The organism is Amycolatopsis cynarae (assembly GCF_026802195.1).
Taxonomy (GTDB): Bacteria; Actinomycetota; Actinomycetes; order Mycobacteriales; family Pseudonocardiaceae; genus Amycolatopsis_E; species Amycolatopsis_E rhizosphaerae.
Genome location: NZ_CP113836.1, coordinates 3,848,617 through 3,868,900, shown reverse-complemented (window position 1 = coordinate 3,868,900; position 20,284 = coordinate 3,848,617). Strand labels below are relative to the sequence as shown.

The window sequence follows — 20,284 nt, the reverse complement described above, 5'->3', positions numbered from 1 at the left end:
TCCCCGCTTCCCGTACGGATACGGTTACCCCCATGGAACGCGATCCCCGGGCACTGCGCAGGGACGAGCCCCCCGGCGGTGTGGCCGGCTGGCCGGACCTCGCCGACAACCCGTTCCGAGCCGACCGCGAGCGGATCGTGGTGTCGCCGTTCTTCGCGCGGCTGGGCGGAGTGACGCAGGTGGTCAGCGCGGCCGGGTCCGGCCTGCTGCACAACCGCCTCACGCACAGCCTCAAGGTGGCACAGGTGGCCAGGGCCGTCGCCGAGCGGCTACTCGCCTCGCCGGGCACGGCCGAGCTGACCGCCAAACTCGGCGGGCTCGACCCGGACGTGGCCGAGGCGGCCGCGCTCGCCCACGATCTGGGCCATCCGCCGTTCGGGCATCTCGGCGAGGGAGTGCTCGACCGCATCGCGCGCCACCGGTTCGGGCTCGCGGACGGCTTCGAGGGCAACGCGCAGTCCTTCCGCATCCTGACCACCACCGACGTGCGCGGCCCCTCGGTGGTCGGCCTCGACCTGACCGCCGCGGTCCGCGCGGCCGTGCTCAAGTATCCGTGGGCCCGGCTGCACTGGCCCCAGCCGCATCCGGCGGCGATGCCGAATCCGCCGCGCGGGGCCGCCGAACCCGCCGACCTCCCGGGCACCGGGTCGAGCAAGTTTTCCGCCTACAGCACCGAGTTGGACGATCTGCTGCAGGCGCGGGCGCCGTTCGCCGGGCGGCTCGAGGACTGGCAGCAGACCGTCGAGGCCTCGGTGATGGACACCGCCGACGACATCGCCTACGCCATCCACGACCTGCAGGACTTCCACCGCATCGGGGTCCTGCAGTACGCCCCGGTGGCCGCCGAGCTGGGCTCCTGGCTTGCGCATGCCCTGGATCTGGCCGCGCTCGACGCCGCGGAACTGGCCGCGGAGGCCCGGCGGCCGGGCCGGTCGCTGGAGCTGCTGCGCCGCCGGATGCACGTCCGCGACGCGTGGATCGTCGACGACGCCGCCTTCGCGCAGGCCGTTTCCCGGGTGCGTGCCGAGCTCGTCGACGGGCTGCTGGCCAGCGGGTTCGACGGGTCGATCGAGGCCGAGCAGACCACCGCGGCCTTCTCCGCGCACTGGACGTCGCGGCTGGTGGGCGGGGTGGTGGTGCTCGAGGAGCCGGGCAGCCGGTCGGGGCATGTCGCGCTGCGCCAGGAGCAGTGGCACGAGGTGCAGGTGCTCAAGTTCGTGCACCGCCAGTTCGTGCTGTTGCGGCCGGAACTGGCGCTGCACCAGCGGGGGCAGGCGAGCCTGCTGACCACGCTGGTCGACGCGCTCGACGCGTGGCTGGGGGACCGCGACGAGGCGTCCCGGCTGCCCCGGCGGCTCCACGACCTCGTCGAACTCGCGCACGCCGAGTACGCCCGGCTGGTCGCCGACGCGCCCGAACTGCTGGTCGGGGCCACCGGGGAGCCGGTGAGCGGGGTGGACGCGGTGCGGGGGCTGGCCCGCGGCCGCGCCGTGATCGATTTCGTGGCTTCGCTGACCGACAAGCAGGCGGTGTCGCTGCTCGACGCGCTTTCGGGCCGGTCGTCGCAGCCCTGGTCGGATTCGTTCGTGCTGTGAGCAAGGTCCGGACGGCGGCAGGCGGGGGCCGCGTGGTGGAGGTGGCGCCGGAGCGGCTGGCGGGCTGGTTCGACCGGTTCGCCGCGCGCAACGACGGCATCCGGGAGACGGCCGCCACGGAGGACGAGGTCGTGGTGACCGCGGGCAACGGCACCACCGCGACGGTGGCGGTGCCCTTCCCGCCCCTGCCGGGCGGCGGCCCGCCGACGGTCCGCCTGGTGCTGCACGCCAAACGGCCGCGCCGGGTCGGCCTCCTGCTGGTGCGGTTGGGTGCGCACAGCGTCGGGGTCGCGGAAGGCGGCGAGGTGACCGTGTCGCGCACCGACCGGCACCACGTGCACGGGCGGTCCGCCGCGGGCGGCTGGTCGCAGCAGCGGTTCGCGCGGCGCCGCGAGGGGCAGGCGCGCCAGGCCCTGCGCGAGGCCGCCGACGACGCGCTCGAGGTGCTCGGTCCCCGGCTGTCCGAACTCGACGCCGTGGTGCTCGGCGGTGACCGGCGGGCACTGGACGAGCTGCGCGCGGACCGGCGGCTGGAACCGGTGTTTTCCCTTGCGCTGCCCCGGATCCTGGACATCTCGGAGCCGAGGCGGGCGGTGCTGGACGAGGCGGCGGAACGGGCGAGGGCGGTGGAGATCGTGGTCAGGCAGGGGTGACCCGGCGCCGCCCACTACACTGGCTTCGTGGATGTTCTCCTGGAGTAGCCGCGCGGGCCGTGTGAGCGCACCGCCGCTGGCCGTCGTCGCAGCCCCCTCGTCCACCCCCGTCCCCGGGAGTTCTCTTGATCACGGCCACCGGCCTGGAACTGCGCGCCGGTTCGCGCATCCTGCTCGCCGACACCACCCTCCGCATCCAGCCCGGCGATCGCATCGGGCTCGTCGGGCGCAACGGCGCGGGCAAGACCACGACGCTGAAGGTGCTCGCGGGGGAGGGCCAGCCCTACGCGGGCGAGGTCCGTCACGCCAGCGAGATCGGTTACCTGCCGCAGGATCCCCGGGAGGGCGATCTCTCGGTCACCGCGAAGGACCGCGTGCTGTCGGCGCGCGGCCTCGACGCCCTGCTGCGCGACATGGAGAAGGCGCAGACCGCCATGTCCGAGCTCGTCGACGAAGCGGCGCGGGACAAGGCGGTCCGCCGCTACGGCAGGCTGGAGGAGCGGTTCGCCGCGCTCGGGGGATACGCCGCCGAGAGCGAGGCGGCCCGGATCTGCGCGAATCTCGGCCTGGCCGAGCGGGTCCTCGCGCAGCCGCTGAGCACCCTCTCCGGCGGCCAGCGGCGCCGCGTGGAACTCGCGCGCATCCTGTTCGCCGCTTCCGACGCCGGAGCCACCGGCCGGTCGGACACCATCCTGCTGCTCGACGAGCCGACGAACCACCTGGACGCCGACTCGATCAACTGGCTGCGCGGCTTCCTCAAGGCGCACGACGGCGGGCTCGTGGTGATCAGCCACGACGTCGAACTGCTCGACGAGGTGGTCAACAAGGTGTGGTTCCTCGACGCGACGCGCGGCGAGCTCGACCACTACAACATGAACTGGCAGCGTTACCTGGAGGCGCGGGCGACCGACGAGAAGCGCCGCCGCCGGGAACGCGCGAACGCGGAGAAGAAGGCCGCCGCGCTGCAGCAGCAGGCTGCGAAGCTGGGGGCGAAGGCCACCAAGGCGGTCGCCGCGAAGAACATGGCCCGCCGCGCCGAGCAGATGCTGGCGAATCTCGACGAGACGCGGCACGCGGACAAGGTGGCGCACATCAAGTTCCCCGCGCCCGCCCCGTGCGGCCGCACCCCGCTCACCGCCACGGATCTGTCCAAATCGTACGGTTCGCTGGAGATCTTCACCGGCGTGGACCTCGCCATCGACCGCGGTTCCAAGGTCGTGGTGCTGGGGCTCAACGGCGCGGGCAAGACGACGCTGCTGCGCCTGCTGGGCGGGATGGAGAAGGCGGACATCGGGGAAGTCGTTCCCGGGCACGGTCTGCGCCTGGGCTACTACGCGCAGGAGCACGAAACGCTGGATCACGAGGCGAGCGTGTGGGAGAACATCCGGCACCTCGCCCCGGACACCGGTGCCCAGGAACTGCGGAACCTGCTGGGCTCCTTCCTGTTCACCGGGGAGCAGCTCGACCAGCCCGCGGGCACCCTGTCCGGCGGTGAGAAGACCCGGCTGGCGCTGGCCGGCCTGGTGTCCAGTGCGGCGAACGTGCTGCTGCTGGACGAGCCGACCAACAACCTGGACCCGGCCAGCCGCGCGCAGGTGCTCGACGCGCTGCGCAGTTACACCGGCGCGGTCGTGCTCGTCACGCACGACCCGGGCGCGGTCGAGGCACTGGAACCCGAGCGGGTGATCCTGCTGCCGGACGGGACCGAAGACCACTGGTCCGCGGATTACCTGGAACTCGTGCAGTTGGCATGAGGTAAACAAAGCCGCCCGAGTCTTTAGTTGAGTTAGACAACCATACTTACGGCCCAAAATTACCGCTCAGCGGCAGGGTTTTTCGCTCCTCGTCTGGCAATCCGGCGCGCCGTGTTCGATCATTGCGTGTGCAGGGCCTGACGGGCTCCGAAACACTGTCGTGGAGGAAGGCGGGATGACGTGGCTGACCTGAAGAAGGGCGCGCGGATCACCGGGAACACGCGTGACAAGCTGGCCGCTGACCTGAAGAAGAAATACGAGAAGGGTGCCAGTATTCGCGCCCTCGCGGAGTCGACCGGACGCTCGTACGGTTTTGTGCACCGCGTACTTTCCGAATCGGGTGTGCAGTTGCGCGGGCGCGGTGGCGCTACCCGCGTGAAGAAGAAGTAAAACCCGGCACGGAAGCCGGTACGGCTTCCGCCCGGCGAAAACACAGCATCGCACCGAGCAGCACGAGCGGGTACACGAGATACCCGTACCGGGTGGCCGGCGTGAGGAGTGTGAACGCGCCCAGCCCGGCCGCGATCGCGAGCATGGCCGCCGAGCCGGTGGCAGGCGGACGGCGCACCAGCCAGACGAGTATCGCCACCGCCGCCGCGCCGAGCAGCAGGAAGGCGCTCGCCTTCCCGGCCGGGCCCGTGCTCGCGAGCAGGTAGCCGGGAAGCGGGCTGGCCGCCGGAGAGGTCACCACCCCGAGGCCCGCCGGGAACTTCAGCACGTGCTCGACGAAGGCGCCCGGGTCGACCAGCAGCACGGGCACGTTGAGCAGTGCCACCGCGGCCAGGAAGGCGGCGGCGAAGCGGGCCAGCGCCCGCCCGCCGAGCCGGGTCAGGACCAGCAAGGCGAGCACCACCAGTGCCGGTGCCACGATGAGCTTCGCGCTGACCACCAGCCCGAGCATGATCGCGGAGGCGACCGGGCGGTCCGTCGCGGCCAGTGCGCCGGCGACCAGCAGCAGGCCGAGGATCGCCAGGTCCGGCCCAGCCACCGACCAGGTGAGCGCGGTCAGCGGGCAGGCCATCGCGAGCTGGGCCGCGCGGACCGGCACGCGCGGCCGGCCCAGGAGGCGGAGCGTGAGCCAGACGCACACGACCGCGGTGACCGCGAACACCAGGCGGGCGTCGGTCAGCGCGTTCCCGGCGGCCGTGCCGCCGAACAGCGCCCGCGGCAGGCCGAACAGCGCCATCACCGGCCCGTAGGGGGTGTAGTCGTTGACCACCGGGGGCCTGCCGAGCGCGGTGACGTCCACATAGGGCGTGCCGTGGTGCAGCAGCAGGCTCGCGGAGCGCTCGATCACCCAGACCTCGGGTTGTGCCGCCCAGGAGAACGGGGTGATCAGCCAGTCCACCCCGGTCAGCCTCCGCACCACCAGCACCGCCAGCGGCACCAGCAGGGCGAAGACGCCGATCGCGGCGAGCCCGGCCCGGCGTGACCGCAGGAAGTGCGTCCGCTTCCCCGGTTCCCGATGCCGGGTGAGCAGCCAGCCCGTGTGCAGCGCGGCCAGGCCGTACCCGGCCGAGGCGAAGGCGCCCCACATCCGGAATCCGTAGAACTCCGCCGTGAAGGCCGTGGCCACCGCATAGGCCAGGCAGGCCAGGTAGAAGGCCAGGTCCAGCGCCAGCGGGTGAGGAGTGAACCCGGCCCGGCCCAGGGTGCGGGCGCGGGCGGGGTTCGGCGCGTCGACACCCATGGTCAGCAAGATTACCCAGCCCCTGCCGCGGGTCGGGAGAGGCCGGGCAGAATCGGGCGGGCCCGGCGGGAAGCTTCTCCTCCGGCCCGGCGTTGTCCAGGGCATCGGGGCCAGATACTTAAAGTAATGTCGAGCTTTCGGGTAGTGGGTGGAGGGCGATGTGGACAACAGTTGGTCGTTGCTGAGCTCGGCGATGCGCAGCGCGAACGCGCCGCGGGGCCTGGCGGCCGGGACGGTGAAGCGGGTCACGCGGTTTGCCCGCCCGTACTGGGCGAGCCTCGTGGTGTTCCTGGTACTGACGGTGATCTCCGCGGTGATCGCGGTGACGACCCCGCTGCTGGCCGGGAAGGTGGTCGACGCGATCATCGCCGGGCACGAGGCGGGCCTGGTGATCGGGCTGGCCGTGGTGGTCGCCCTGCTCGCCGTCGCCGACGCGGGTCTCGGCCTGGCCGAGCGCTGGCAGTCCGCCCGGATCGGGGAGGGGCTCATCCTGGACCTGCGGCGCGCGGTGTTCGAACACGTGCAGCGGATGCCCGTGGCGTTCTTCACCCGCACCCGCACCGGCGCGCTGGTCAGCCGCCTCAACAACGACGTGATCGGGGCGCAGCGCACGTTCACCGCGACGCTGTCCGGTCTGGTCACCAACGTGATCCAGCTGGTGCTCTCGCTCGCCGTGATGATGACGCTGTCCTGGCAGGTCACCGTGGTGGCACTGGTGCTGCTGCCGGTGTTCGTGCTGCCCGCCCGCCGCATCGGGCGGCGCATGGCCGATCTGCAGCGCGAGTCCGCACAGCTCAACGCCGGGATGACCACCCAGATGACCGAGCGCTTCTCGGCGCCGGGTGCCACCCTGGTCAAACTGTTCGGGCATCCGGAGACCGAGGTCGCGGAGTTCGGCCGCCGCGCCGGCCGCGTGCGCGACATCGGGGTGCGCACGGCGATGCTCACCCGGTGGTTCATGACCAGCCTGACCCTGGTCTCGGCGCTGGCACAGGCGCTCGTCTACGGCCTCGGCGGCTGGCTGGCGATCCGCGGGCAGCTCGCCCCGGGCACCGTGGTCGCGCTGGCCCTTTTGCTGACCCGGCTCTACAGCCCGCTGACCGCGCTGGCGAACCTGCGGGTGGACGTGATGACGGCGCTGGTGTCCTTCGAGCGGATCTTCGAGGTGCTCGATCTCAAGCCGATGATCACCGAGAAGCCGGACGCCGGGACGGTGCCCGGCGGGGGTGTCTCCGTCGAGTTCACCGACGTGCGGTTCGGCTACCCCGCCGCGGACAGGTTCTCGCTGGCCTCGCTGGAGGAAGTGTCCACGTTGGACACCCGGGGTGGGGAGGAGGTGCTGCACGGAATCAGTTTCCGCGCCGAGCCGGGGCAGATGGTGGCGCTCGTCGGCTCCTCCGGTGCGGGCAAGTCCACGATCGCTTCGCTGCTGCCGAGGCTCTACGACGCCGATTCCGGCACCATCCGCCTTGGCGGCGTGGACGTGCGCGACCTGAGCTTCGCGGCGATCCGCGAGACCGTCGGCGTGGTCACCCAGGACGGGCATCTGTTCCACGACACCATCCGGGCCAACCTCGAGTACGCGCGGCCCGGCGTGAGCGACGAGGAGATCTGGGGCGCACTGGAACAGGCCCGGCTCGACGAGCTCGTGCGCGGCCTGCCCGACGGGCTCGACACGGTGGTGGGGGAGCGCGGGTACCGGCTCTCCGGCGGCGAGCGGCAGCGGCTGACCATCGCCCGCCTCCTGCTCGCACAGCCGCGGGTGATCGTGCTGGACGAGGCCACCGCGCACCTGGACTCCGCCTCGGAGGTGGCGGTCGGCGAGGCGCTCACGCACGCGCTGACCGGCCGCACCGCACTGGTCATCGCGCACCGGCTGTCCACCGTGCGCGCGGCCGACCAGATCCTCGTGGTGGAGGCCGGCGAGATCGTCGAGCGCGGCACGCACGAGGAGCTGCTCGCCGCGGACGGGCGCTACGCCGAGCTCTACCGGACGCAGTTCGACGACGAGCCCGCCGCCGCGGCGTGACCCGTCACGCCAGGGCGGGGATGCGAGGGCGGTAGCGCGCCAGCAGGGCGGCGTTGGCCTCGTCGCCGCCGGGGACGTTCGAACTGCGCCACAACGGCACGGTGACGTTCCCGGCCTCCTCGGCCAGCGACACCAGCGCGGCCAGCACCGAGTTCCACAGGAAGGCGTTCAATACGGTCGACAACGCGGCCGTGCGCGGGTTGTCCGCGGGGAAGCTGGCGTCACCGGGACGGACACCGGTGTCGAGCACGACGCTCGCCGCGTCGATCAGGGTGCCCTCCGACCGCCGGGGCGCGGCGGCCACCGACGTGCGGGAGGTCACCGCGATCACCGGCGTGCCGGCCTCGCGGGCGGCGCGCGCGAGCTCCACCGGGTACGGGTTGACCCCGGAGTTGGAGAACACCACCAGCAGGTCGTCCGGGCCGGGCCCGGCGGCGGCCAGTACCTGTGCCGCGAGCCCGGGGCGTCGTTCGGCGCCGGTGCTGGCCTCGGCGCCGTGCAGCGGCAGCAGTTCGGGGTGGTAGAGCGGGTAGACGCAGGCCAGGCCGCCCGCGCGGTAGAAGGTCTCGGCCACCGCGGCCAGCGAATGACCCGCCCCGGCGGTGTAGACGAGCCCGTCCCGTGTCAGCGTGGTCAGCAGCAGCGCGGCCGTCTGGGAAACCGGCTCCTCGTTGCCCGTGGCGGCGTTCCGTATGGCTTCAGTCACCAGATCGACGATCACCTCGCCGACCTTATCGGGAAGAATCGTCCGGCGTGGGCGTTGCTCTTCCTGTGATCCAGCGAAAACCGTCGTTGTCCTCGTGGCCCGCCCGCGGTCCGGTGCGGGCGGTGGCCCTGGTGCTGCACGGCGGCGCCGAGGCGGGGCTGTCCGGAGTGAGACCCTGGAACACCGCGTACCTGCGGATGGTTCCCCTGGCCAAGGCGGTCCACCGGGCCGGGACGGGGCACGGGGTGGAGGTGCGCCTGCTGCGCAACCGCGTCCGGGGCTGGAACGAGCCCGCACTGCATCCGGTGGTGGACGCGCGCTGGGCGCTGGCCCGGATCCGCCGGGAACGGCCCGAGGTGCCGGTCTTCCTGCTGGGCCACTCGATGGGCGGGCGGGTCGCGCTGCGCGTGGCCGACGATCCCGCCGTCACCGCGGTCTGCGCCCTGGCCCCCTGGACGCCCCCCGGCGAACCCGTGGCGCCGGTGACCGGCCGCACGGTGGTGATCGTGCACGGCAGCCAGGACCGGATCACCCGCCCCGCCGAGTCCTACCGCTACGCGCAGCGGGCCCGGTACACGGCGGACAGGCTCGCCCGGTTCGAGCTGATGCTGGAGGGACACGCGATGCTCGCCCGGCCCGGCACCTGGAACCGACTGGTGTCCGAGTTCACCCTCGACGCGGCCGGGGTGCGGCAGGCCGGAGTCTGGGGGAAGCCGCCCGACCAGCGTCTGCGCCTGCGGCGCTAGGTAGGCGCAACCGGACCGGGGAGCCGGGCGTCCCCTTCGGGACGCCTTGCGGTTCACTAGGGGCCGCGCAGGCCGGAGATCGGGGACGGGTGAGGGCAGCATGAGCTACGGCGGTGACTACGGCGGTTACCCTGGGCAACCGCGTCAGCAGCCACGAGGACCACGGCAGCACCAGGGCGCCCAGATGCTGCCGATCCCGGGGCGGGAAGCCCCGCCGCGACGGCAGCCGCCGCCCCGGCAGGCGCCGCCCCGTCCGGCCGGGCCGCCGCCCCAGGCGCCCGGGGACGGACCGCCCGCCGCCCGGGCCCCTCGCCGGGGAAAGCGGCGTTTCGGCCCGGGCAAGATCCTGCTCAGCCTGCTGCTGGTCTTCGTGCTGTTCCTCGCCGGGGTGTGGATCTACCTGGAGACCTCGATCAACCGGGTGGACGCGATCAAGGACTACTCGGGGCGGCCCGCCGCGGCCTCGGGCACCAACTGGCTCATCGTCGGCTCCGACAGCCGGGACGGGCTGAGCCAGGAGCAGGAGGCGCGACTGGCCACCGGCGACACCGAGGCGGCGGGCGCGGGCACCCGCACCGACACCATCATGGTCGCGCACCTGCCGGACAACAGCACCAAGCCGACGCTGGTCAGCCTGCCCCGCGACTCCCAGGTCACCATTCCGGGGCACGGCAAGAACAAGATCAACGCGGCGTTCTCGCTCGGCGGGCCCACGCTGCTCGTCCAGACCGTGGAGCTGGCCACCGGTCTGCACATCGACCACTACGCCGAGATCGGCTTCGGCGGCTTCGCCAACATCGTGGACGCGATCGGCGGTGTCGACATGTGCATCGACAAGGAGATGCACGACGACTACACCAACATCAGCATTCCGGCGGGCTGCCAGAAGCTCGACGGCCCGCACGCGCTGGGCTTCGTGCGGATGCGGCACAGCGCCGCCACCCCGCGGTCGGACCTCGACCGGGTGGAGAACCAGCGCAAGTTCATCGGCGCGCTGGTCAGCCAGATCGCCACGCCCGGCACGCTGCTGAACCCGTTCGACTTCTTCCCGCTGCTCTCGGCCGCCCCCGGCGCGCTGACCATGGACTCCGGCGACCACCTGAACAACCTGGTGGGCCTGGCGTTCGCGCTGCGGGGCATCTCCGACGGCGGGGTGGTCACCACCACCGTGCCGGTGACCTCCGGATCGGCCGAGAACTGGGACAAGACCAAGACGAAGCAGCTGTTCGACGCCTTGCGGGGCGACACCGCGGTGCCCGACAGCGCGATCATGAACTGACCCTGGGGTACCCAACACCGGCCCGAGCGTGGAACTCGCGCAAACGCCCGCAAAATGCCGTGCGCGGGAGCGGGGTGGCAGGGCACGATCGGGGCATGGAGCCCTCGACGACGCTGACCGACGGTGAAGTACGGCTGCGGCGGTGGCGGGTGAAGGACGCCGTCGTGCTGCACCGCGCCGTCAACGAGTCCCTCGACCACCTCGCGCCGTGGATGCCGTGGGCGGTCGACGGCTACAGCGAGGCGGACGCGATCGCCTATCTCCGGCTCTGCCAGGAACGCTGGCGCACCGGCGAGGCCTTCGACTACGCCCTGGTGGGCGCGGAGGAGGAAATCCTCGGCTCGGCCAGCCTGATGGCGCGGCTCGCGCCGGGCGCACTGGAGATCGGGTACTGGATCGGCCAACCGCATACCGGGCGCGGCCTGGCCACCCGTGCCTCCGCGCTGCTCGCCGCGGAGGCGTTCCGGATCGGCGCCCGCTCCGTCGAGATCCACCACGACCAGGCCAACGTCCGCAGCGGGAAGATCCCCGAGCGGCTCGGCTTCACGCGGATCGGCACGGTCCCGCCGAAGCTGCCCGGCGGGACCGCGAGCACCGGGGTGCTCGTGGTGTGGCGCAAGACCGTGCCCGGCGCAGGGGAATGAACCCGGCCGTTCAGCCCGTGTACCGCTCGATGAGGTCGTCCACCTCGTCGCCGGTGGCCGAGTCGGTGACGAACGGGCCGCGCGCGGCGATGACGCCGTGCCCGCGCAGCAGTTCGGCCTGCGCGGTGGTGCGGACCCCGTCGGCGCCGACCCGCAGGCCCAGTTCCCGGGCCCGGGCGACCAGCTGATCCAGATGCCGCACCGCGGCCGCGTCGGGGTTGTCGCCGAGCGCGTCCACGACCGGGCCGGTGAGAATGATCTGCCGCACTTTCAGCCCCTGCCGGGGAATGAGCTCCAGATCGGCCGAACCGGTGACCGCGAGCACCATCTTCGCGCCGAGATCGGTCAGGACCGACAGAGACTCCAGAACCTCACCGCGGGGATCGTGCAACGACGGCGAGTCGGTGCACAGCCGCAGCGCCCCGGCAGGCAACCGGTAGCGGTCCAGGAGCTCCTTGACCGCGCCCACCAGCTCCGGGTCGACCGCCAGCCGGCCGGGGAGCCGGATGCAGATGTCGGGCGCCGCCTCGCCGTGACGCTCCCGCCAGCGGGCGGCGGCGGCCAGCGACTCGGTGAGCAGCCAGTTGCCGAGCTGGACCGTCATGCCGGTGGTGTCGGCCAGCGGGTAGAACTCCTCGGAGCCGAGTTCGCCGAACTCGGGATGGTTCCAGCGCAGCCCGGCGTTGACCGCGGCCAGCCCGCCGGACGGGCCGAGCTTCACCATCGGCTGGTAGACCAGCTCGAAATGGCCGTTTTCCAGGGCGCCGCCGATTTCGGCGCCCAGCCGGTAGCGCGCCCGGTCCCTGACGTCGAGATCGGGGTCGAACAGCATCCACTGGGCCTTGCCCGCCGCCTTGGCCCGGTGCAGGGCGAGCTCCGCGGCACGCAGCAGATCCTCCGGGCCACCGTCGGCGACGTCGCGCACCACGATCCCGGCGCTGGCGCTCACACCGATCCCGTGATCGTCGACGTACATGGGCTCGCGCAGTTCGTCCAGGGCCCGCTGCACCTGGGTGATCACCTCCTGCGCGGTGAGCCTGCCACGCAACAGGACGGCGAACCCGTCGCCGGAAAGCCGGGCGATCAGCGGATCGTGGCTGGTGAAGACCTCGCGGAGGCGGCGGGCGATGCGGCGCAGCACCTTGTCGCCGACGCCGGCGCCGAGCCCGTCGTTGATCACCTTGAACCCGTCGATGTCGAGGTAGACCAGGGCGATCTGGTCGCGGGCCGAGGGGCCGAGTGCGCCTTCGAGCAGCGTGTTGAACCGGGAGGCGTTGGACAGTCCGGTGAGCGGGTCGTGGATGCTCTGGTGGCGCAGGGTCTCCTGCAGCTGGTGCACCTCGTTCGCGTCCAGGACCATCAGCACCGGGTAGGCGGCGCCGGGCCGGTCGCCGGGTAGCACGGCGAGGGTGATGTCCGCCCAGGTGCCGACGTCGTCGGCATGGGCGAGTTGCACCCGCTGCCGATAGGGTTCCGACCCGGCCTCGTCCACCTCGTCCAGGCCGTCGAGCAGGGCGTGGCGATCCTTGGGGCCGTAGCCGAGGTCGGCCAGGTCGCGTCCGCGCAGATCATCGGTCTTGCAGCCGAGGAAGGCGCCGAGCGCGGCGTTGGCCTCGACGATCTCCCCGTTCGGGTCGGCGAGGGCGATACCGATGGGGGAGGCCGAGTACAACGCGGAGAACCGGCGCAACGCGGCGTCCCGCGCGGCCTCGGCCCGGGCGGCGGCATCGCGCGCCACCCCGGCGACGAGTTCTTCGAGCTGCGCGGGGGAAAGCGATACCCCATCCGTGTCGGCCCACCGCGCTGTCCACCGCTGGACGACCTCCACCAACCCTGGTGCGTCGCCAGGTTCCGGCACGCTTCCACCCCTTACCGAACGAACGATGTCCAGGTCAGCCGCGGTAAGGGGCGGTCGACCACCCCTCAGCGACTCCTGCCGACCCGGGTCATGTCACGGCACCATTTCGGGTCGAACCTGTCCATCGGCTGAATGAGTGGTGATCAGTATAGATGTGGTCACTGTTTGTGAACGATCCGGCTACCGCGGCGCAGCGGGGCGAGGCGCACCGGTAGCCCGTCCACGGGAACCGGCAGTGACACGTAGTCCCATCGCATCCGGTAGTCCCGCGGCACCGACCAGCGGTAGGCCCGGAGCATCTCGTGCAGCACCGCCTTGACCTCGTAGGTGCCGAAGTGCAGGCCGATGCACTTGTGCGCGCCGCCCCCGAAGGGCATCCAGGCGTAGCGGTGCGACTTGTCCTCCCGGCGGCCCTCGGCGAACCGTTCCGGATCGAACCGGCGTGGCTGGGTCCAGTGCTGGGGCGAGAAGTGGTTCGCGTTGGGCGAAACGCTCACCAGCGTGCCCGCCGGGATGTAGTGGCCGAGCACGTCGACGTCCTTGACCGCCTTGCGCGGCAGCGACGGCACCGGCGCGGTCAGCCGGAGCGACTCCTTGATCACCAGGTCCAGGGTGCGCAGCCCGTCCAGCGCGGCCAGATCCGGCGCCTCGTCGCCGAGCGCGAGCGATTCCTCGCGGGCCCGCTCCTGCCACTCCGGGTGCTTGGCCAGGTGGTAGGCCGCCGCGGTGCTGGTGATCGTGGTGGTGTCGTGCGCGGCCATCATCAGGAAGATCATGTGGTTGATGACGTCCTCGTCGCCGAACCGCTCGCCGTCGTCCCCGGTGGCAAGGCACAGTGCGGAGAACAGGTCGTCGCCCGGCGCCCGGCGTTTGGCCGGGAGGTTCTCCGCGAAATAGCGTTCGAGCAGCCTGCGGCCGTTCAGGCCCGCCGCCCACCGTCCGCCCGGGACGGGGAACCGCACCAGCGCGGTCGCCGCGCGCACCGAGTCGACGAAGGCCCGGTTGATCTGTTCGGCGTTGCGGCCACTGGGCATGTCCATGAACACCCGGGTCGCCACGTCCAGGGTGAGGCGCTTGAGCGCCCAGTACAACCGCGGTTTCGGCCGGGCACCCCACTCCGCGATGCCCTGGCGCAGCACCGGTCCGAACTGCCGCGCGTACCCGGCCAGCCGCTCGCGGGTGAACGCCTCCTGCATGATCCGCCGGTGCAGCAGGTGTTCCTCGAAGTCCAGCAGCATCAGCCCGCGGTGGAAGAAGCGTTCGATGAAGAACTTCCAGCCCTCCTGCGAGAACGCCTTGTCCTTGTTGACCAGGGCGATCTGCGTGGCTTCCGGGCCGGCCAGCACCGCGATCCGCTGCCCGAACGCGCCCATCCAGGACACCGGGCCGTAGGTTTCGTACCGGTGCAGCGCGAACTCCAGGCCGAACCGCATCGACTCCAGCGAGTGGCCGACCAGCGGGGCGCCGGCGTCGCCGAGGACAGGGGCGAGGCCGCTGCCGGGCGGCGGGGAGGCCAACTCCCGCACCGGCCAGCGCTGGTGGAGCAGCCGCCGATCCACCGCCCGCGGCAGCGGAATCGCGGTCAGCGGTGGTACCCGCTCGCGGATCGTGCCGCTCACCCTGCCGATCGCACCGGTCACGATGCCTCCTCGCAACGTTTCCTGCTCCCCGACACTTTCCCGCATTCGGCGCGGCGAGGGAAGCCCCCGGCGCCGCGGCTCGGGCGCTGCCGTGCGCTGTGAGGGGTCCCCTCACAGCCGTTACGACCAGGGTCCCGGCAGTCGCTCGACGGGGGAACGGCACTCCTGGGACCGGGGGTGTGCCCTCAAGGTGGCCTTGAGGGCGTTGATGACTCTGAAGGCGACCTTCAGAGCATCCCGCCCCGGCCCCAGCGTGGGACTCGCCCGGCGGACCCGAGCCGACCGGACTTTGCCGGTCCCCTCACGGGAGCGCCGCGGACCGGTCAGTCCCAGTCGAGGGAGGCACCCGACTGGTAGTCGATGACCCGGGTCTCGAAGAAGTTCTTCTCCTTCTTCAGATCCATCGCCTCCGACATCCAGGGGAACGGGTTCTCAGCCTCCCCGAAGATCGGGTCCAGGCCGATCTGCTGCGCGCGCCGGTCGGTGATGAAACGCAGGTACTGCCCGCACAGCCCGGCCGACAGGCCCAGCATGCCGCGCGGCATCGTGTCCCGCGCGTAGGCCACCTCCAGCGCGCAGGCCTCGGTCAGCATTCCGCGCACCTCCTGCTGGAACTCCGGCGTCCACAGGTGCGGGTTCTCCAGCTTGATCTGGTTGATGCAGTCGATGCCGAAGTTCAGGTGGATCGACTCGTCCCGCAGGATGTACTGGTACTGCTCGGCGATGCCGACCATTTTGTTGCGGCGGCCCAGGGAGAGGATCTGCGCGAAGCCGGTGTAGAACCACATTCCTTCGAACACCACGTAGAAGGCGATCAGATCCCGCAGGAAGTCCTGGTCGGCCTCCGGCGTCCCGGTCTCGAAGTCCGGGTCGTCGAGGTTGCGCGTGTAGCGCAGTGCCCAGGCGTCCTTGTCGGTGATCGAGGGGACCTCGCGGTACATGTTGAACAGCTCGCCCTCGACCAGGCCGAGACTTTCGCAGATGTACTGGAAGGTGTGAGTGTGCACGGCCTCCTCGAAGGCCTGCCGCAGCAGGTACTGGCGGCACTCCGGGTTGGTGATCTGCCGGTACACCGCCAGCACCAGGTTGTTCGCCACCAGCGACTCGGCGGTGGCGAAGAAGCCGAGGTTGCGCTTGACCATGCGGCGCTCGTCCTCGGTCAGCCCGTCCGTGGACTTCCACAGCGCGATGTCGGCCTGCATCGCCACCTCGGTCGGCATCCAGTGGTTGCTGCACGCCGCGAGGTACTTTTCCCACGCCCAGTGGTACTTCAGCGGCAGCAACTGGTTCACGTCGGCACGGGCGTTGATCATCGCCTTGTCGTCCACCGACACGCGGGCGCCCGCGCGGTCGATCGAGCCGAGGCCGGCGGCGGTTGCGGTGTTGGTCATCGGTTTTCCTTTACTGGCAGGCTTCGCAGTCAGGGTCGTCGATCCGGCAGGCCGCGGCCTCGGCGCCGAGCATCGCGAGCGGGCCGGGGACCGACGAAGGGGACGGTGCGACAGGGGAGACAATGCCGGCGGGCACGGTGCTGGTGCCTCCAGTGCCGGCGGGCACGGTGCTGGTGCCTCCAGTGCCGGCGGGCACGGCGTTGAGTTTGCCGTCGGTGCCCCGCAACGTGCTCTTCTCCACGCTGGTCGCCGCCCGGGCCCGCAGGTAGTAGGTGGTCTTGAGGCCCTTGTGCCAGGCGTACCGGTACAGCTCGTCCAGTTTGCGGCCGCTGGGCGCGTCGATGTAGAGGTTGAGCGACTGGGCCTGGTCGATCCACTTCTGCCGTCGCGAGGCCGCGTCGACCAGCCACCGGCTCTCGATCTCGAAAGCCGTGGCGTACAGGCGCTTCAGATCCGCGGGCACCCGGTCGATCGCGCCGAGGCTGCCGTCGAAGTACTTCAGGTCCGAGACCATCACCTCGTCCCACAGCCCGCGCTCCTTCAGGCTGCGCACCAGATGCGGGTTGATCACGGTGAAGTCGCCGGACATGTTCGACTTGACGAACAGGTTCTGGAACAGCGGTTCGATGGACTGCCCGACCCCGCAGATGTTGGAGATCGTGGCCGTGGGCGCGATCGCCATCACGTTCGAGTTGCGCATCCCGGTGGTGCGCACCCGCTCCCGCAGCGCATCCCAGTCCAAAGTGGACGTGAGGTCGACGTCGAGCGCGTCGCCGTGACGGGCGTCGGCGAGCAGGCGCAGCGAGTCGATCGGCAGGATTCCCCGGCTCCACAGGGATCCCTCGAACGAGGCGTAGCGCCCGCGCTCCGCCGCCAGGTCGACCGACGCGGAGATCGCGAAATAGCTGATGTGCTCCATGCTGCGGTCGGCGAACTCGACGGCCGCGTCGGAGGCCACCGGAACGCCCAGTTCGAACAGCGCGTCCTGGTATCCCATCAGGCCGAGCCCGACCGGCCGGTGGCGCAGGTTCGACCGGCTCGCCTCGGGGATGGTGTAGAAGTTGATGTCGATCACGTTGTCGAGCATCCGCACGGCCGTCTTCACGGTGCGCTCCAGCCGCGCCAGGTCCAGACCCTCGCCGGTCACGTGCCGCGCCAGGTTGACGGAACCGAGGTTGCAGACCGCGACCTCGTCGGCGCTGGTGTTGAGCGTGATCTCGGTGCACAGGTTCGACGAGTGCACCACGCCCACGTGCTGCTGGGGTGAACGCAGGTTGCACGGATCCTTGAAGGTGATCCACGGGTGGCCCGTTTCGAACAGCATGGTCAGCATCCGCCGCCACAGCTCCACCGCGCGGACCCGGCGGAACACCTTGACCTCCCCGCGGTCGGCGGCGGCTTCGTAGGCGCGGTAGGCCTCGGCGAAGGCGTTGCCGTACAGCTCGTGCAGATCCGGCGTCTCGTCGGGGGAGAACAGCGTCCACTCCGCGTCGGCCTCCACCCGGCGCAGGAACTCGTCGGGCACCCAGTTCGCGGTGTTCATGTCATGGGTGCGGCGCCGGTCGTCCCCGGTGTTCTTGCGCAGGTCGAGGAATTCCTCGATGTCGATGTGCCAGGTCTCCAGGTACGCGCACGCGGCACCCTTGCGCTTGCCGCCCTGGTTCACCGCGACCGCGGTGTCGTTGGCGATCTTGAGGAACGGGACGACGCCCTGCGAGGCCCCGTTCGTGCCCTTGATGTGCGCGCCGAGGCCGCGCACCGGGGTCCAGTCGTTGCCCAGCCCGCCCGAGTACTTCGCGAGCAGCGCGTTGTTCTTGTAGGACTGGAAGATCGACGCCAGGTCATCCTCGACCGTGGTCAGGAAGCAGGACGACAGCTGGGCCCGGGTGGTGCCGGAGTTGAACAGCGTCGGGGTGGAGGCCATGAACGCGAACGACGAGAGCAGTTCGTAGAACTCGATCGCCCGTCCTTCCCGGTCGTCCTCGCGGATCGCCAGTCCCATCGCGACCCGCATGAAGAAGGCCTGGGGGAGTTCGAACCGGGTACCGCCGTGGTGCAGGAAGTAGCGGTCGTACAGCGTTTGCAGGCCCAGGAAGGTGAAGTCCGGATCCCGTTCGGGGCGCAGGGCCGCGGTGATCTTCCCGAGGTCGAAGGTGGCCAGCTCGGGGTCGACGAGTTCGAGTTCGATCGCCCGGTGCAGATAGTCCCGGAAGTAGCCGGGGTAGGCGTCGGCCATCTCGTCCTGGCTCGCCTGGCGCGGAGTTCCGGCCAGGTAGCTCAGCGCCTCGCCGCGCAGTTTGTCCAGCAGCAGACGGGCGGTGACGTACGAGTAGCCAGGTTCCTTCTCCACCAGGGTGCGGGCCGCCATGATCTGCGCGGTGGCCAGTTCCCCGGCGGTGATCCCGTCGTAGAGGTTGCGGCGGGTCTCGGCCAGCACCGGTTCGGCGGAGGCGCCCTCGATCCCGGCGACCGCTTCGCCGACCACGTGCGCCACGCGGGTCCAGTCCAGCGGCCGCAGGGTGCCGTCGGAATCCTTGACGTGCCAGGAGGTTTCCGGCTCGGCCGGCTGGGCGGAGCCGTGCTCCTCACGGTGGAGCACGGAGGCACGCGCCACCTCGTGGTGGCCGCCGCGCATCAGGGCCAGTTCCACCAGATCCTGGATCTGCTCGGTCCGCACCACCGATTCGTGGTTCGCGTGCCGCGACAGCGAGTTCTCCACCTGGGCGGTCAGCTCGGCGACCAGGTGGGGCAGGCGGGACGAGGCAGCGGCTTCACGGCCTTCGCCGCCTTCGACGGCGAGGAAGGCCTTGGTCAGCGCGACCGAGATCTTGCTCGCGTCGAACGGGGACACGCTGCCATCCCGCCGGAGGACCCGCAGTGCGGTGCCCGCGGGCGGGCGAGTGGTCTTCACGGACATGCGTCACTCCAAAAAAGGGCGCGGTGAATCGGCACGGCGGCTGGTGCCGGCGTGCTGGGGGCAAGGCTGTACCGGGCGCCCAGCGATCACCCCGGGCCGGGCGCTTCCGATGATCAGAGACTACATGTAGGGGTGTCACCGTGCACGCACCCCAATATCCGGGCGTGTTGGCCGGATGTGCTATCCCTTTCGCCAGCCATGGACCGCGCCTCGCGCCCCGGCGCCCTGCGCGCGAGGGTGGGACACAAGTGCATGAAGGTGGGACACAAGCGCGTGAGGGTGGGACTCGCCAGGGGGCCGTGCCGTGAGGGGGCGCTCACGGCACGGCGGGGGCGAAGTGTGCCGGGGTCAGTCGCGGGTGAAGCGGTTCCAGACCTTGCCTGCGGCGCCGGAGACGGCTTCGCCGACGTCGCCGAGCACCTTCACGATCGGATCGGCGGAGGTGGTGAAGGAGTCCTTGTACGACCGGGCGGCGGCCTTGACGTCCTCCGTCCAGTCCGCGGTGGGGGCGTCGTCCTCCCGGCGCGGGTACTCGCCCGCCAGCAGAGCGCGGTAGTCCTCGCTCGCCGCCCAGCGCTGCAGCTGCGCGGCGCGGACCACCGCGAGCGGGTGGGTCATGTCCTCGACGTAGCGCAGCTTGTGCAGGCTGTCGCGGATGTCGTCCACCGACTCGTACTCGCGGGCCTGTTCGAGGAACGACGCGGTGTCCACGGTCGCGGGGTCGAGACCGCCGGCGAGCAGGACGTGGACCCGGAGCGCGGCCGCGGGGTCCTGCCCGCACAGCAGGCCCGCGCGGTCGCAGGACAGTTCCGACTTGCGGAACCACTCTTTCAGCGCCGCGATGATGACGCGCAGGCCCAGCGCACTGACGGGCATGAACGACAGGGACAGCTGGAGGTTGATCAGCCGGATCAGCATGGTGCGGTACACCGCGTGCCCGGACAGCACGTGTCCCATCTCGTGGCCGATGACGAACCGCAGGCCCTCCCGGTCCAGCAGCTCCACCGCCGCGGTGGACAGCAGGATGAACGGCTCGTCCATGCCGATGGTCATCGCGCGCACCTCGGGGTCGCGCATGACGAACAGGTTCGGCACGGTTTCGAGATCGAGGACCTCGGCGCACTCGTGCCGCAGCCGGTCGAGTTCCGGGTACTGACGCGGGCCGACGCGGATCGCCGAGGCAAGCGCCATCAGGCGTTCCCCGCGTTCGCTGAACGCGCCGGACACGGCCTTGAGCACCTGCGCGAAACCGGGTACCGCCCGCAGGGTCGCCAGTGCGCCCCGGTCGGCCGGATGCTCGTAGGCCCGCGGGCTGATGCCGGGGAAACGCACCAGCGCCCGGGAGATCTCGTTGTTGGTCACCTTCTCCAGATCGTTTCCGG

Annotated in this window: 15 protein-coding genes; 8 read left to right on the top strand and 7 right to left on the bottom strand. The window is 71.0% G+C overall.

Translation table 11 applies throughout. From position 1 onward, the window contains the following. Positions 1-32 precede the first annotated feature (32 nt). The 4 genes from ORV05_RS18435 (at position 33) to ORV05_RS18420 (ending at position 4,392) form a co-directional block, all read left to right on the top strand. Positions 33-1,595 carry a deoxyguanosinetriphosphate triphosphohydrolase family protein gene (locus tag ORV05_RS18435; RefSeq protein WP_268440671.1) on the top strand — a complete coding sequence of 521 codons (1,563 nt, stop codon included), beginning with the start codon at positions 33-35 and terminating at the stop codon, positions 1,593-1,595. After that, on the top strand, positions 1,592-2,248 hold the full coding sequence (locus ORV05_RS18430; protein WP_268440670.1) for an acVLRF1 family peptidyl-tRNA hydrolase: 657 nt from the start codon (positions 1,592-1,594) through the stop codon (positions 2,246-2,248). Before ORV05_RS18435 ends, ORV05_RS18430 begins: the two co-directional genes overlap by 4 nt. A gap of 125 nt (positions 2,249-2,373) precedes the next feature. Beyond that, complete coding sequence (locus ORV05_RS18425; protein WP_268440669.1) at positions 2,374-4,002, top strand: ABC-F family ATP-binding cassette domain-containing protein; 1,629 nt, start codon at positions 2,374-2,376, stop codon at positions 4,000-4,002. A gap of 180 nt (positions 4,003-4,182) precedes the next feature. Continuing rightward, entirely contained in the window at positions 4,183-4,392 is a 210-nt protein-coding gene (locus tag ORV05_RS18420; RefSeq protein ID WP_005437638.1) for a helix-turn-helix domain-containing protein, read from the top strand. Here the strand turns inward: ORV05_RS18420 and ORV05_RS18415 are convergent. Then, positions 4,370-5,692, bottom strand: coding sequence for a glycosyltransferase 87 family protein (locus ORV05_RS18415; RefSeq protein ID WP_268440668.1), 1,323 nt, complete (start codon positions 5,690-5,692; stop codon positions 4,370-4,372). The genes ORV05_RS18420 and ORV05_RS18415 overlap by 23 nt on opposite strands. A gap of 160 nt (positions 5,693-5,852) precedes the next feature. On the opposite strand from ORV05_RS18415, the gene ORV05_RS18410 reads away from it, so the two are divergent. Beyond that, positions 5,853-7,721, top strand: a complete 1,869-nt coding sequence (locus tag ORV05_RS18410) for an ABC transporter ATP-binding protein (protein ID WP_268440667.1) — start codon at positions 5,853-5,855, stop codon at positions 7,719-7,721. 4 nt (positions 7,722-7,725) lie between these two features. Here ORV05_RS18410 and ORV05_RS18405 read toward each other — a convergent pair whose 3' ends face one another. Then, the gene (locus ORV05_RS18405) at positions 7,726-8,442 is read right to left on the bottom strand and encodes a sugar isomerase domain-containing protein (protein WP_407652508.1); all 717 of its coding nucleotides are present in this window, start codon (positions 8,440-8,442) and stop codon (positions 7,726-7,728) included. A 50-nt stretch (positions 8,443-8,492) separates the two neighbouring features. Here ORV05_RS18405 and ORV05_RS18400 point away from each other — a divergent pair, with 50 nt between their 5' ends. The 3 genes from ORV05_RS18400 (at position 8,493) to ORV05_RS18390 (ending at position 11,096) form a co-directional block, all read left to right on the top strand. Next, positions 8,493-9,173 carry an alpha/beta hydrolase gene (locus ORV05_RS18400; RefSeq protein WP_268440665.1) on the top strand — a complete coding sequence of 227 codons (681 nt, stop codon included), beginning with the start codon at positions 8,493-8,495 and terminating at the stop codon, positions 9,171-9,173. 100 nt (positions 9,174-9,273) lie between these two features. Next, complete coding sequence (locus ORV05_RS18395; protein ID WP_268440664.1) at positions 9,274-10,452, top strand: LCP family protein; 1,179 nt, start codon at positions 9,274-9,276, stop codon at positions 10,450-10,452. 95 nt (positions 10,453-10,547) lie between these two features. Then, positions 10,548-11,096, top strand: coding sequence for a GNAT family N-acetyltransferase (locus ORV05_RS18390; RefSeq protein ID WP_268440663.1), 549 nt, complete (start codon positions 10,548-10,550; stop codon positions 11,094-11,096). A gap of 10 nt (positions 11,097-11,106) precedes the next feature. Here ORV05_RS18390 and ORV05_RS18385 read toward each other — a convergent pair whose 3' ends face one another. From ORV05_RS18385 to ORV05_RS18365, 5 genes are all read right to left on the bottom strand, one after another. Beyond that, positions 11,107-12,954, bottom strand: a complete 1,848-nt coding sequence (locus ORV05_RS18385) for a putative bifunctional diguanylate cyclase/phosphodiesterase (RefSeq protein WP_268440662.1) — start codon at positions 12,952-12,954, stop codon at positions 11,107-11,109. 158 nt (positions 12,955-13,112) lie between these two features. Continuing rightward, positions 13,113-14,594 (bottom strand): cytochrome P450, encoded by a 1,482-nt coding sequence (locus tag ORV05_RS18380; protein WP_268440661.1) that lies wholly within the window; start codon positions 14,592-14,594, stop codon positions 13,113-13,115. 323 nt (positions 14,595-14,917) lie between these two features. Continuing rightward, positions 14,918-15,985: a ribonucleotide-diphosphate reductase subunit beta gene (locus ORV05_RS18375; RefSeq protein ID WP_268440660.1), complete on the bottom strand. Its 1,068-nt coding sequence runs from the start codon at positions 15,983-15,985 to the stop codon at positions 14,918-14,920. 10 nt (positions 15,986-15,995) lie between these two features. Next, a complete protein-coding gene (locus ORV05_RS18370; RefSeq protein ID WP_268440659.1) occupies positions 15,996-18,902 on the bottom strand; it encodes a ribonucleoside-diphosphate reductase subunit alpha in 2,907 nt (968 codons plus the stop codon). 348 nt (positions 18,903-19,250) lie between these two features. Further along, on the bottom strand, positions 19,251-20,264 hold the full coding sequence (locus ORV05_RS18365) for a M48 family metallopeptidase (protein ID WP_268440658.1): 1,014 nt from the start codon (positions 20,262-20,264) through the stop codon (positions 19,251-19,253). Positions 20,265-20,284: the final 20 nt, after the last annotated feature.

Coding starts and splice junctions, on each gene's coding strand:
- ORV05_RS18435 (WP_268440671.1), top strand. CDS start 33: ATGGAACGCGATCCCCGGGCACTGCGCAGGGACGAGCCCCCCGGCGGT.
- ORV05_RS18415 (WP_268440668.1), bottom strand. CDS start 5,692: ATGGGTGTCGACGCGCCGAACCCCGCCCGCGCCCGCACCCTGGGCCGG.
- ORV05_RS18395 (WP_268440664.1), top strand. CDS start 9,274: ATGAGCTACGGCGGTGACTACGGCGGTTACCCTGGGCAACCGCGTCAG.
- ORV05_RS18390 (WP_268440663.1), top strand. CDS start 10,548: ATGGAGCCCTCGACGACGCTGACCGACGGTGAAGTACGGCTGCGGCGG.
- ORV05_RS18375 (WP_268440660.1), bottom strand. CDS start 15,985: ATGACCAACACCGCAACCGCCGCCGGCCTCGGCTCGATCGACCGCGCG.
- ORV05_RS18370 (WP_268440659.1), bottom strand. CDS start 18,902: ATGTCCGTGAAGACCACTCGCCCGCCCGCGGGCACCGCACTGCGGGTC.